At 41.9% G+C, this 12,483-nt stretch carries 19 protein-coding genes; 7 read left to right on the top strand and 12 right to left on the bottom strand.

Features of this window, described 5'->3' with window-relative positions; all coding sequences use genetic code 11:
* Nucleotides 1–20: 20 nt before the first annotated feature.
* Together MHH65_RS02875 and MHH65_RS02870 are read right to left on the bottom strand one after the other, a co-directional pair.
* The gene (locus tag MHH65_RS02875) at nt 21–1,040 is read right to left on the bottom strand and encodes a S66 peptidase family protein (protein ID WP_268414456.1); all 1,020 of its coding nucleotides are present in this window, start codon (nt 1,038–1,040) and stop codon (nt 21–23) included.
* A gap of 76 nt (nt 1,041–1,116) precedes the next feature.
* The gene (locus MHH65_RS02870) at nt 1,117–1,992 is read right to left on the bottom strand and encodes a DMT family transporter (protein WP_122631427.1); all 876 of its coding nucleotides are present in this window, start codon (nt 1,990–1,992) and stop codon (nt 1,117–1,119) included.
* Between the two features lie 297 nt (nt 1,993–2,289).
* Here MHH65_RS02870 and MHH65_RS02865 point away from each other — a divergent pair, with 297 nt between their 5' ends.
* A complete protein-coding gene (locus MHH65_RS02865) occupies nt 2,290–3,015 on the top strand; it encodes an AzlC family ABC transporter permease (protein ID WP_024427788.1) in 726 nt (241 codons plus the stop codon).
* Nucleotides 3,012–3,338, top strand: coding sequence for an AzlD domain-containing protein (locus tag MHH65_RS02860; RefSeq protein ID WP_075610950.1), 327 nt, complete (start codon nt 3,012–3,014; stop codon nt 3,336–3,338). The genes MHH65_RS02865 and MHH65_RS02860 overlap by 4 nt, the downstream gene beginning before the upstream one ends.
* A 36-nt stretch (nt 3,339–3,374) precedes the next feature.
* On the opposite strand, the gene MHH65_RS02855 is transcribed toward MHH65_RS02860, so the two are convergent.
* Together MHH65_RS02855 and MHH65_RS02850 are read right to left on the bottom strand one after the other, a co-directional pair.
* Nucleotides 3,375–4,037, bottom strand: a complete 663-nt coding sequence (locus MHH65_RS02855; protein ID WP_024425432.1) for an O-methyltransferase — start codon at nt 4,035–4,037, stop codon at nt 3,375–3,377.
* A 148-nt stretch (nt 4,038–4,185) separates the two neighbouring features.
* Nucleotides 4,186–4,371: a CsbD family protein gene (locus MHH65_RS02850; protein ID WP_024427790.1), complete on the bottom strand. Its 186-nt coding sequence runs from the start codon at nt 4,369–4,371 to the stop codon at nt 4,186–4,188.
* A gap of 123 nt (nt 4,372–4,494) precedes the next feature.
* Between MHH65_RS02850 and MHH65_RS02845 the strand changes: the two genes are divergently transcribed.
* A complete protein-coding gene (locus MHH65_RS02845) occupies nt 4,495–5,046 on the top strand; it encodes a GNAT family N-acetyltransferase (RefSeq protein WP_098677670.1) in 552 nt (183 codons plus the stop codon).
* 4 nt (nt 5,047–5,050) lie between these two features.
* Here MHH65_RS02845 and MHH65_RS02840 read toward each other — a convergent pair whose 3' ends face one another.
* A complete protein-coding gene (locus MHH65_RS02840) occupies nt 5,051–5,638 on the bottom strand; it encodes a LysE family transporter (RefSeq protein ID WP_024425429.1) in 588 nt (195 codons plus the stop codon).
* Nucleotides 5,639–5,748: 110 nt separating this feature from the next.
* Between MHH65_RS02840 and MHH65_RS02835 the strand changes: the two genes are divergently transcribed.
* Nucleotides 5,749–6,312, top strand: a complete 564-nt coding sequence (locus MHH65_RS02835; RefSeq protein ID WP_034622704.1) for an XRE family transcriptional regulator — start codon at nt 5,749–5,751, stop codon at nt 6,310–6,312.
* A 33-nt stretch (nt 6,313–6,345) separates the two neighbouring features.
* On the opposite strand, the gene MHH65_RS02830 is transcribed toward MHH65_RS02835, so the two are convergent.
* From MHH65_RS02830 to MHH65_RS02805, 6 genes are all read right to left on the bottom strand, one after another.
* Nucleotides 6,346–6,639: a hypothetical protein gene (locus MHH65_RS02830; RefSeq protein ID WP_025093551.1), complete on the bottom strand. Its 294-nt coding sequence runs from the start codon at nt 6,637–6,639 to the stop codon at nt 6,346–6,348.
* 350 nt (nt 6,640–6,989) lie between these two features.
* Nucleotides 6,990–8,042 carry an LLM class flavin-dependent oxidoreductase gene (locus MHH65_RS02825; RefSeq protein WP_098677651.1) on the bottom strand — a complete coding sequence of 351 codons (1,053 nt, stop codon included), beginning with the start codon at nt 8,040–8,042 and terminating at the stop codon, nt 6,990–6,992.
* 17 nt (nt 8,043–8,059) lie between these two features.
* Nucleotides 8,060–8,683, bottom strand: coding sequence for a nitroreductase family protein (locus tag MHH65_RS02820; RefSeq protein WP_024425425.1), 624 nt, complete (start codon nt 8,681–8,683; stop codon nt 8,060–8,062).
* Complete coding sequence (locus MHH65_RS02815; RefSeq protein ID WP_025093552.1) at nt 8,667–9,140, bottom strand: MarR family transcriptional regulator; 474 nt, start codon at nt 9,138–9,140, stop codon at nt 8,667–8,669. The genes MHH65_RS02820 and MHH65_RS02815 overlap by 17 nt, the downstream gene beginning before the upstream one ends.
* 108 nt (nt 9,141–9,248) lie before the next feature.
* Entirely contained in the window at nt 9,249–9,791 is a 543-nt protein-coding gene (locus tag MHH65_RS02810) for a dihydrofolate reductase family protein (RefSeq protein WP_098677652.1), read from the bottom strand.
* A gap of 77 nt (nt 9,792–9,868) precedes the next feature.
* Complete coding sequence (locus tag MHH65_RS02805; protein WP_081124034.1) at nt 9,869–10,420, bottom strand: TetR/AcrR family transcriptional regulator; 552 nt, start codon at nt 10,418–10,420, stop codon at nt 9,869–9,871.
* Between the two features lie 149 nt (nt 10,421–10,569).
* Here MHH65_RS02805 and MHH65_RS02800 point away from each other — a divergent pair, with 149 nt between their 5' ends.
* From MHH65_RS02800 to MHH65_RS02790, 3 genes are all read left to right on the top strand, one after another.
* Nucleotides 10,570–11,193, top strand: coding sequence for a GNAT family N-acetyltransferase (locus tag MHH65_RS02800; protein WP_024427797.1), 624 nt, complete (start codon nt 10,570–10,572; stop codon nt 11,191–11,193).
* A 68-nt stretch (nt 11,194–11,261) separates the two neighbouring features.
* Nucleotides 11,262–11,657: a VOC family protein gene (locus tag MHH65_RS02795; RefSeq protein ID WP_024425420.1), complete on the top strand. Its 396-nt coding sequence runs from the start codon at nt 11,262–11,264 to the stop codon at nt 11,655–11,657.
* Complete coding sequence (locus MHH65_RS02790) at nt 11,654–12,193, top strand: GNAT family protein (RefSeq protein ID WP_024427798.1); 540 nt, start codon at nt 11,654–11,656, stop codon at nt 12,191–12,193. Before MHH65_RS02795 ends, MHH65_RS02790 begins: the two co-directional genes overlap by 4 nt.
* Here MHH65_RS02790 and MHH65_RS02785 read toward each other — a convergent pair.
* Complete coding sequence (locus MHH65_RS02785; RefSeq protein ID WP_024425418.1) at nt 12,190–12,459, bottom strand: YesK-like family protein; 270 nt, start codon at nt 12,457–12,459, stop codon at nt 12,190–12,192. The genes MHH65_RS02790 and MHH65_RS02785 overlap by 4 nt on opposite strands.
* Nucleotides 12,460–12,483 lie beyond the last annotated feature (24 nt).

Genomic DNA, 12,483 nt, shown 5'->3' with positions numbered 1-12,483 from the left:
AGGGTTCACCCTTTCCTTTTTTATGCTAAAAATGTTTGCTTTAGTACGGCTTTTCCTTGAGGTTGCAGCTGCACTTCTGCATATGCCCCATTAATCAGCGTCATTTGCGGCGGGACATGCCCACAATCTATATCGTAAAAAATGGGGATTTGTAGTTCCTTTTGTAATTCTTCATATACATCCTGATACTGATACCCTTCAACAGGCACATCTACTGCACTTCTCCCAAACATCATACCTGAACAGTGATCAAACCACCCTGCTAGTTTTAATTGAACAAGTGATCTCTTCACGCTTGCAGCATTTAATTCACAGTTTTCGAAATACCAGAGAATTGGTTCATCTTTTATGAATATTTTCTGAAAAGTTTTGACGTCCCCATAAGGTGTCCCTGCTAAATGACGTATGACATCAATGCAGCCACCCAGCAGTCTTCCCTTTACTGTCTTTTCTTGTTGATCAATCGTATGCCATGAGGTCGATTCTGTTAAATGAAAGACATGTTTAATCGGATCGTCACGCTTCCATTCCTTTTGATACATAGATGAAGAAAACTGACTTATGTCCATTTCGCCTTTTGTTGAAAGTACTTCTTCCCACATGACAGTCGTTTGATCAAGTTCTTCTCCCTGAAGATCTACTAAGTTCGGCCCATGCGCTGTAGCAATGCCTGTTTTTAATGTCAACGCCAGCAGGAGTGCACTCGTATCTGAGTATCCTAGAATCCACTTTTTTTGCATGGATGAGAAATCAAGGTGCTCTAACACTTCCATAAGCAGCTGTCCTCCCCATGGCGGGATGATGTGATCAATCTCCTCACATGTCATCATGTACTGAAGTTCGTTTGCTCGTTCTATCGCAGGCGCAGATTTTGCCTTTTCCTGCTGCCAGACCGTCTCTCCACATATGACATCGTATCCTCTATGTTTCATTCGTTCACATGAAAGCTGAAACATGTCATGCCAAGATGGCTGTACACCTGAGGAAGGTGCTGTAACGCCAATTGTTTGTCCTTTTTGCAAATGCGGAAATTGTATCATTCTGCTTCCCCCCAACCTCTACTCTCTTCCCTGTCCATTTTAAAGAAAATGCCCCTTTTATAAGGGACATCTCCTCTTATTCCTTTTGACGCAGTACAGTATAGACTCCTGCAAAGATACATAGAATCCCAATGAATGAGCGTATCCCCATCTCTTCACCTAAAAGCAGCCAACCGAGAGCTGCCCCTACGATCGGTTGAAAGAAAAAGAACAGACCGCCGCTCGAGGCATCCATCAATTGAAGCCCTCTATTCCACAAAAAGAATGCTAGAGCTGTTGAGATGATGCCTAGATAGAGAATGCCGCCCCAAATCTCTGGCCTTGCCATCTGCTCCACATCTAGATGAGGTAGGCGAAATAAAACAGCTGGTGTTAAGACAATGAATGCAATGATGATCGCATATGTGGTCGTCACGACTTGAGGGTATTTTCCTGGAACTCGTTTCAGCAAAACAGACATCAGTGCCCAAGTTAAAGCAGCGAAAACTAATGAAAGACCGCCAACAAATTCATCTGTTTGCACTGCGACTGGTCCAATCATGAGCCATACACCTGCTGTCGCAAGCAGGATGGATGCGCACTTTCGAACAGTCATGGCTTCTTTTAATAGAAAGAACGCAAACAGCACCATAAAAGCAGGGGTCGCAGATGTAATCACAGCCCCCATTTGTGCCGACGTATACATGGTGCCAATTTCTTGGGTCACAATTGATAGGAAATTTCCGATCAATCCGATCATGACAACAAGCGGGATATCTTTTTTATCTAATCGAAAGGAATAGCCTAAGCGCCAAATGGTGCATACCAGCACAATTCCTGCTACAGCATATCTCATCCATACTAGCTCAAGCGGCGGAACCACCGCTACTGTTACTTTGACAACAACGTACATGCCGCCCCAAATACTTGCAGCGATTGCTAGGTAAAGGGCGCCTATATATTTTTCCTTCATCTTTTCCCCTCCGTTACTGGATATATTGATCGCCATATCCACAAACGGAGATCACTCTCCGTTATGGACGGAGGGTGTTTGGTACATCATGTTCAAATAAAGGCTTCCATAGCATTGTCGTCACCTCATTTATTTTTATTTTCAGACTACTTTATAACAAATTCTGGTTGACTTCAATCCTTTTTTGTCACCATTTTTCTTCATATAATAGAAGATAAACGGGTATTGACATGCTGAATTCGTTTTCATATAGTAAGTAAAACTATAGGTGGCCACGGAGAAAAGGAGTAGAGGACGTTGGATATTGAAGCGAGGAAACACATTCCCAGCACGGAACATGAACCGTTTCTCGAGGGAATAAAAGATTGTGTGCCAACCCTGCTCGGTTATATGAGTATTGGGTTTGCCTTCGGAATTGTTGGAATTAGCGCACAGTTAAGTATATGGGACATTGCACTTTTATCGATTTTTATTTACGCAGGTGCTTCACAGTTTATTATCTGTGCACTGCTTGTGACAGGGAGTCCCCTTTCCGCTATTATTTTCACCACATTTATTGTCAATCTGCGGCATTTATTGCTCAGCCTGACGCTTGCTCCTCATTTCACACGCTACTCTGTGAAACAAAATATAGGATTCGGTCTATTGCTGACTGATGAATCCTTCGGTGTAGCGATAAATAAATTAGCGCAGCAAGGAAAGCTGAATAACAGGTGGATGCACGGACTGAACTTAACGGCGTATTTATGCTGGATTGCGGCCTGCATACTTGGCGGCATTTTTGGACATTGGATTTCAAATCCTGAAGCACTTGGTCTTGATTTTGCTTTATCAGCGATGTTTGCTGCACTGTTAGTCCTTTCGTTACAGACAGTACCCAAAAATAAGTTAACTCATCGCCTGTCGCTTGTGTTGTATATGGTCATTGCTATGTTTGTTCTGCTTCATTTTGTTCCATCACATGTGGCTGTTCTCATAGCAACTGTACTTGTCGCAACTATTGGGGTGGTGACAGATAAATGATTAGCAGCTTTATGTTATGGCTCATTGTTGGTTGTATGATCGTCACCGTCATTCCGAGAGTCGTACCCTTTATATTTGTACGGAGTATTCAGCTGCCTGAAGTGGTGCTGAAATGGTTATCGTTTATTCCTATTTGTATCTTTACAGCTTTGATTGCAGAGCATCTCTTCATCCATACATCAACAGGCACAGGCGTCACCATTCACTGGATGTATCTTGCTGTCTTGACTCCTACTGTACTCATTGCTGTTTGGACAAAAAGCCTGTCACTTACTGTTCTTGTCGGCGTCATGCTGATGGGCACTGCTAGATGGTTTTTCTAAAAGAAAAAGCTTAACCACATGTGGTTAAGCTTTGTTTCATTTGACGATTCCGTATACAAATCCATCATAACCTTTTTCCCCAACAGTTTGAATCGCTGTTGCCTCTATTCTCGGCTCTTGTTTGAGTAAATCGAAAAATTCACGAGTTCCTTGTACTCGTTCATCCTCATCAGAGTCATGAAGGACTGCACCATTTCTGACGACATTGTCTGCAATAATGACTGTTCCCTTTTTCGAGAAATGTAACGCCCACTTCAGATATTTCGGATTGTTCGGTTTATCTGCATCAATGAAAATGAAATCGAATGGAAGCGCAGCCTTCTCTTTTAACTGAGATAACGTATCTAATGCCTTTCCTTCCAAAATGCTCACCCGTTCTGATAAGCCCGCTCTGCTGATGTTTTGCTGTGCGATCTGTACATGATGGCTGACAGCCTCCAATGTGATGAGTTCCCCATCCTCTTCAAGAGCACGGGCCAGCCAAATAGTACTGTATCCACCGAGTGTCCCGATTTCTAAAATGCGCTTTGCATTCTTCGTTTTTGCTAATAAATAAAGCATTTTCCCTTGGGCTGGTGACACATCAATTTCTGGCAGACCCGCTTGCTTATTATGAGTAAGGGTTTGCTCCAATACATCATCTTTAGGAATCAACTTGTCTGTGATATACTCGTCAACTTTTCCCCACACGTGCTCCATTTCATCCATCTCCCTTGATTATGTCTTCTCTCTCAAGTCTACATGATGATCGTGAGAACGTATAATCAATTCTTTTCACACATCTATTCATTTTTTTGATGAAAGACATGTGATGAGGAATACATGAAGCAACGCACTTGTTTCGGTTCTACTCGTTCAGCTTATTTTTGACATCCCCTTTTTTATCTTGAAGCTTTCCTTTTGCTTGATCCTTTTTCCCTTCTGCTTTCAAGTTTTGATGATCGGTTGCTTCACCAAGCTTTTCTTTGACTTGACCTTTGACTTGATTTGTTTTTCCTTTCGCTTTATCCATATGTCCTTTTTCTTTACTCATTTGTTCCACCTCCACGTTTGATACTATTCATTTAGCCTTTTTGAAAGATACAAAACATCTGAGTGTGCGATGTACACGTTTCAGGTATGATAGACATTAGAAGAAGGGTTGGTGTTCTATTTCATGATCGTCTCTGAAAAGATATTCACAATTCGTGGGTTGACCTATCATATTCGGTCCGCTTCAGCGGCTGATGCCAAGCAGTTATCAGCTCTCAGACTGAAAATCGATGGTGAAACAGAATATTTAGACCGTGAACCGGGCGAAGCCTTTCTTGATGAAAAAGCATTTGAGGCTTTGATTCAAGAGGATAGCAAGCAAAGCCGGCATTTATTTTTGGTCGCTGCTATTGAAGGAAAAATTGTCGGTTTTTCAAGATGCGAGGGCCATTCACTCAAGCGCTCTGCTCATAAAGTGACATTTGGCGTCGCCATCCAGAAAGATGCTTGGGGCTATCATATCGGGAAAGAGCTTTTAGCCGCTTCAATCGACTGGGCAGATCAGCAGGGTATTCAGAAGATGTCACTTCAAGTGCTGGAAACGAACAAAAAAGCCATTCGGTTATATGAGAACCACGGCTTTTTGATTGAAGGCATATTAAAAAACGATAAACGGCTGAGTGACGGATTATATTATGATACTGTTGTGATGGGCAGACAGCGGCCAAGCTCCTGACTACTTACATCACATAGCCCCATATCATCGAAATCGCACTGTATATCAGAAGCAGCCCCATCACATACTGGAACGGTTTTTCGTAAGCAGTCAAAAATCGCTTATACAAAGAGCCAAATAAGCTCCAGCTGAATGTACCGAGAAAGCCAATGAGTGCGAGAATCAGCGTCCATATGACATACTGCATATTAGATTGTCCATATGGCAAAACAAATGTTGAAATCACAGTCAATCCATACAAAATCGCTTTTGGGTTGATAAATTGCAGCATCATACCAGGGATAAAATGATTGTAGCGATCAAGTGTTTCGTCATCCCCGCCTTTACTTTTCATGATTTTGACCGCTAAATAAATCATGTATGCAGCTCCGATGAACGCCATGACCCATCCTATTTTCGGCATCACTTGATAAAGGATGAGATTAAAGAAGCAGCTCAAACACAAAATGACGAGAAATCCGATACCTACACCTAAACAAAATCGAAATGTTTGCTTGACCCCATATTTATTCGTAAAGACCATGGCCATGATGTTGTTGGGCCCTGGGGTAAAGCTGCTAACAAAAGCATAGATCAACATGGATACAATCAAAATGCCGCCTCCCTTATACGTTATTTAGACTTTAATTACTTTATTGCGTACATTACGTTTTATTGTAACTTTCGGTCTTTATAAAGTAAATAGAGAAAGGAGCTTTTTTCATGGAAGACGTACAATCGATTATTTCTAAAAATGTGAGGCTTCTGAGAGATCAAAAAAAATTAAGCCTCGAAAAGATGGCAGAATTAACTGGTGTCAGCAAGACGATGATTGGACAAATTGAAAGAGGAGAATCGACCCCTACCATCACGACTTTGTGGAAAATCGCCAACGGATTAAAGGTATCTTTTAGTGAGCTCATTCACTCACCACAGCCTGAAATCAAGGTAGTACGCAAGGAAGATGCACAGGTTTTAACTGAAGATGATGGAAAATATCGTGTATACACGACTTTCCCTTTCGATGACCGGGGGAAATTTGAAATGTACCGAGTGGAAATTGATCGAGGCGGGTCGCTTCGTGCGAGTGAACACATTGGGGGAACAGAGGAATTGATCACTGTTTTTGAGGGAGTCCTTGATTTATCCATTGGTGATGAACAATACACCTTAAAAGCCGGAGACTCTATTCGTTTTAAAGCGGACCGGACGCACACGTATAAACAAACCGGAGAACAAATGGTACGGATGCAAATGATTCTTTATTATCCTCATGAAAAAAGCTGACAGGCTTGTCCACCCGTCAGCTTTGCGTTTTATTTAATTAAATCCCGGATCGCGTACCACTGTTCCAGTAAATGTGACTCTATATTTTCCTAATCCTAATTCTTCAATAGAGGTTTGTTTTAAAATCCCTACCCAGCCATCCTCTGCATATACAATACTTTCTGGGATGTTTGATGTCGTATATGTTCTTGTTACTGAAACAGTTCGACTGGCCTGAGCCGTTACTTCACTGTTTGTTTGCTCCTTTGCTTCCACTGGAGCAGTTGTGACCCCAGCACCAGTTAAGACAATTGCTCCAACCAAAACAGAAGACATGACCTTTTTCACAAAAAAATCCCTCCCTTTTTTGTTGAACGTATAAACTATACCATAATTTAGAACTTTTGTAAGTTTATTTTTTCATTTTTTAGAAAATTATGATATCATTGTCTTATGCTGGATAGAGTGCGTTACATACTTCTATGCATTTATCCTCACCTCAATCTAGTGAAACAATTGTGAACGGAGGTGATTTCATGAAAAAATGGCTCATCTGTTTTCAACTTGTTTTGCTCTTCTCCTTGGCGATCACACCATTTGCTTCTGCTGCCAAATGCCCTACAGTAAAACCATGTATCACTGATCCTTAAGCATAAGAAAAGGCCGATCAAGCCTATTCTCTTGATCGGCCTTTTTATTTATTTTTGCTCTGCTTCCCAGCGGGCAACCTCTTCTCTTACTTTAGGAGCCACTTCTTTTCCAAATAGCTCAATGGCTTTCAGCACTTGATCATGCGGCATTGAACCAACCGGTACATGAAGCATAAAACGTGTGATGCCTACATTTTTTCTAAGGTGAATGACTTTCTCTGCCACTGTATCTGGATCTCCTACATACAGCGCGCCTTCTAAAGTTCTCGCTGCATCAAACGTAGAACGAGTATAAGGTCCCCAGCCGCGCTCTCTCGCTAATGTGTTCATCACATGCTGTGTAGATGGGAAGAATTGATCTGCTGCCAGGTCTGTTTCTGCCGCAACAAATCCATGAGAATGTGATGCTACAGTTAATTTCTCAGGGTCATGTCCAGCGTGCACTGCCGCTTGCTTGTACAGCTGAACGAGCGGTGCGAACTGTCTAGGACTTCCGCCAATGATGGCAAGTACAAGTGGTAACCCTAGTAATCCAGCACGTACGACAGATTCACGGTTTCCTCCACTGCCGATCCAGATTGGAAGCGGATCTTGAACAGGTCTTGGGTACACCCCAACATCCTGAATGGACGGGCGATGCTTTCCGCTCCATGTTACACGCTCTGACTGCTGTAATTTCAACAGCAAATCAAGCTTTTCTTCAAATAATTCTTCATAGTCATCCAGGTCATAGCCAAAGAGCGGGAATGATTCAATAAATGAACCACGGCCTGCCATAATTTCTGCACGTCCGTTTGATAGTCCATCCAGCGTTGCAAAATCCTGAAATACACGAACAGGATCTGCTGATGAAAGAACTGTCACTGCACTTGTCAGACGAATATTTTTTGTTTGTGTGGCTGCAGCCGCTAAGACGACAGCTGGATTCGAAGCGGCGAAATCCTCACGGTGATGCTCACCTACGCCAAATACATCAAGACCGACTTGATCTGCTAAAATAATTTCTTCTACTACTTCTCGAATACGCTGTGCGTGACTGACTGTATTTCCTGTTTGAAAATCGGGTGTTGTTTCAACAAATGTACTAATTCCTAGTTCCATGATGGGAACCCCCTGTCTTATAAATATGTCACAAATTCAGAAACTGGCTTTCTATAGCCTCTCGCTTGTCTGCTCTCTACTTTTTCTTTTCCGAGTGTAATCATTAACACAGGAACCAAATCTGATTGAATGTTTAATACCTTTTTCATTGCTTCGGGATCAAAACCGATCATCGGGCAAGTATCCCAGCCTTTATTTTTAGCGGCAAGCATAAACAGCATGGCAGATAAGGAAGCATTGCGGATCGCCTCTTCCTTCTGGAAATCGGCTCCTCTCTGCACATAAAAGCTCATGGTCTCTCTGACCATTTCTTCATATTGCTGCGCATTGATAATGCCTAGCATTTTTAGGCCTTCATATATGTTCCCTGCGTGCTCATAAGCTTTTGGATCTCCGAGTACGATGATCGCTGCTGAAGCAGAGTGCACTTTATATTGTCCAAATGCCGCTTCTCTTACTTGTTCTTTCAGCTCTTCTGTTTGGACGACAACATATTGTGTATGCTGCAAGTTAAAAGCGGATGGTGCCAGCTTGACCTCTTCAAATATGCTGTTAAGCTCTTCTCTCGAAATCGAGATATTAGGCAAAAAATTTGATGCGGATCGTCTTTCACGTACCAACGTATCAAAGCTGAGTGTCATCTTGTTTCCCCTTTTCGCGAAGTTGTTTTGCACCTAAACCGATTTTTTTCAGTAATTCAATGAGCTGCTCTTTTTCTTCTTTTTCAATAAAGGCTAGATTTTGCGAAATGACCTCTGTGTGTTTAGGGAAAATATCGTCAAACAATTGCTTCCCTTTTTCCGTCAGCCATACATGAAATACCCGCTTATCTGAAGGCGCACATTGCCTTTTCACCAGTTCTTGTTTTTCTAGTTTGTTCACGACATATGTCATGCTTCCACTTGGGATTGAGAGGATATCGCTAATTTTTTGAACAGGCTGAGGCCCTTTACTGTAGAGCAATTCAAGGATCTGAAAGTTTTCAAATCCGATATCATAACGTTCAATGTCTTTTTGGATATTTGTAAAAAGGGCTTGATAGGCTTTCATCCACACGCGGAATAGCCTTAAATCTAATTCATGATCATGCTGCACCATGGCAACTACTCCTTTTTCAAGAAATCCTAAAACTAGGATAAATTTATCCTAACACTAGGATATTTTCTTGTCAACGAGTTTATTTCATAAAAAAAAGACCACCTTGGTTCAGTGATCCTCTTCTTTTAAGATAAAATGCATTTCAGCAATTTGTTTATATTGATTTACTTCCTGTAATGAAAACTTGGATTCCAGATCCGCCGGCGAAAAGAGAGGAATTCCTCTTCCAATGATGACAGGTACGATTTGAAGAAAAAGCTCATCAACCAATCTTTCTTTTATGAAAGATTGAAGCAGTCCCCCGCCGCCGACAATCCAAATATTCCGGCCTGTTTCATTCTTTAATTTTTTCACAAATGATAAGACATCTTCGCGAATGATATGAGTTCCTTCCAGACTGTCTTGTAATGTACGTGACATGATATAACAAGTCTTTCCTTCATAAGGAAACCCATCTGGTGACAGCTGAAGAACTTGTTCATATGTATTGCGCCCCATGATCAGTGTATCGACTGACGCATAAAAGGTGTCATAGCTCGTTTCTTCTTCGCCCTCTGTCCCTATCAGCCAATCGAGCCGGTGATCCTCTCTCGCTAAATATCCATCGATACTCATCGCCCCATAAAAAAGCAGCTTCCTTTTCTCACTCACTCCCACCACTCCCTTACTTCAAATAAGAACATATATTCTATTTTATCAAAAAGGAAAGACAAAGGCTACATAACTTTTTACGATTCCTGTTCCACCTTGAGGAGAAGCTCGTATAATTTATGCGCGAGCTTGCCGGCATCAATGGTCATTTCTTCGTGAATCCATTCCTCGAGTACACCCACGACACCAGACACGACAAAAGAGGCCTCTATTTGCTCATTCTCTGTAATCGGCCGCTGATCAAGCTGCCACTCTTTCATGATTTTTTCTTTGAAAAATGCTTTGAATTGGTTTGTCGTTGGACCATTTGGTTTTACAAATAACGTCAACATATATTGATTCTCTTTCAAGTACTCCGTCGTTTTGTTTAAAAAGGAAAGCATATCAAGAGGATTCTGACTTGGAAAGGTTTCATCATATAACCCTCCGAGCTGATCGAATAGTTCTTTCTCAAGCTGTTCATATAAATCAAACACATCTTGATAGTGCAAATAAAAGGTTCCCCTGCCTAAATCCGCTTTCCTTGATAGCTCTGATACCGTAATCTGCTGCACTTCCTTTTCCTTTAACAGCTCAAGGAAACTTTCCCGAATGGCTCTTTTTGTTTTGATTGTTCGTCTGTCCTTCATGACATCCCCTCCATTGTTGAACAATCAGGCGCCAAATGTCTATTTATGAACAGGATCTCATCCATTGCCGATGTTCGATTGGTTTACTTCTTATTATACTCAACACATGTTCAATAATCTATATGTGTTCAGTAAAGGAGGACCATTATATGTTTCATTTTAGACTTGCTAGAGAGGATGAACTGCCTCAAGTGGCAGAGTTGTTAGATGATTCGTTTCAGGACTATTCATTTTTTGACCTATTATGTGAAAAGGTCTCAAACCGGTCTGCTTTCGCTCGTCAGCTGCATTTGGTCAATACAAAGGTGTATTTTCAGCATCAAATCTGTTTGGTCGGGGTTGAAAACGAGAACATTGTGTCTGCTGCCCTTTTAAAGCATCCGCGTCTTCCTGAACCAAGCGTCATGGATTATGTGTTATCAGGTGGGTTAAAGCTGCTCTTCATTGGCGGTATATCGGCGGTTCAGCATGTGTTCCGTGTGTTAAAGGAGGCGAAAAAGGCATGTTCTTCCTTAAAGCAGCCTTACTGGTATTTAGAAGCACTTGTCGTGGCAAAAGACCAGCAAGGAAAAAAACTCGGAAGCCACATGTTAAAGCAATGCCTTTTTCCCTTTATCGCCCGGCAAGGCGGCGGACTGTTTACACTGATGACACACAACGAGGCCAATCGTCATTTCTACCGAAAAAATGGCTGGATGGAGTTTGATGAAAGGGTACTGCACGGAAAGGAAATGTCCTTGGAAAGCTGGAGCTATAAAACCGTGATTAAATAAGGTATCCTCTTCAGGTGATGATATAATAGAGTCAGTTCAATCAATGATCATACTTGGAGGAGAGACTGATGATACGACGACTTGATCATATCGTGTTGACTGTACAACATATGGAGGACACCATTCGTTTTTATACAAACGTATTAGGGATGAAGGAAGAAACTTTTGGTGAAGGCCGTAAAGCGCTTCGTTTTGGTTTACAGAAGATCAACCTTCATGAAGCTGGTCATGAATTTGAGCCAAAAGCAGCTCATCCTCTTCCTGGATCTCATGATTTGTGCTTTATCACCGATTTAGACATGGACAGTTTGCTGTTGCACCTCCGGAAGCAAGTGGTCCCCATTGAAGAGGGGCCGGTCAGACGCACAGGTACATTAGGTCCAATTGAATCTGTTTATATCCGTGATCCTGATCTGAATTTAATTGAAATCTCTCGATATATAGAGGAGGGTGATCCGTCATGACTCGTATATTTTTGAGACCGATTGAAGAGCAAGATTATCCTGGTATTCAAAGAGGATGCCAGCATGCAGAAACACTTTATATGACTGGCACACGCAAAACGTTCACACTAGAAGAAATTCGCTCCGCCTATACCCGCTTTTTGCAAGATGACAGCAGACGAGATTTCGCCATTTGTCTGCTAGACACGAAAGAGATGATTGGAGATGCGGCGATTGTGGACATTGATCCAATCAATCATACGGCAAGCTTCCGCATTGCGCTTCACGGGCCAGAGCATTTTCAAAAAGGCTATGGCACTGAAGCTGTTCGGATGGTTCAAGCATTTGCCTTTGACACATTAGAACTCAACCGTCTTGAGCTTGAAGTCTTTTCCCACAATCCAAGGGCTTTTCGAAGCTATGAGAAAGCCGGATTTCAATACGAAGGAAAAAGACGCCAAGCGCTCTATTTTAACGGTACATACTCAGATGTCATCATCATGGGCATCCTTCGTGAAGAATATAAAAACATGATGAATACAGATGCTCCTGCTTAAGAAGGGTCATCTTTTTTAAAAAATTGAATCCCAGTGACGATGATTAAACAAATGATGGAAGAGAGAACGATAGAGATACTCGCTAGACTAAGCACCATGCCTTCCCATCTGCCAATAAAAAAACTAACAATCAATAAAACCAAACCAAATAAAATCAAGCATATTGGGACAATGAACCCCGCATGGCGCTGCCGGCGTCTTTTCCCTGCCCACCATGAGAGACACAAGACAACGATCGTAAAAAAGGCGGTTTGCAGCCAGAACATGTGATATCAACTCCTAACCCATAA

It is taken from the genome of Bacillus sp. FSL L8-0654 (assembly GCF_038629965.1).
Lineage (GTDB): Bacteria > Bacillota > Bacilli > Bacillales > Bacillaceae > Bacillus > Bacillus safensis.
Note: the sequence above shows the minus strand (reverse complement) of the source record. Positions and strands in the feature narration are given on the sequence as shown.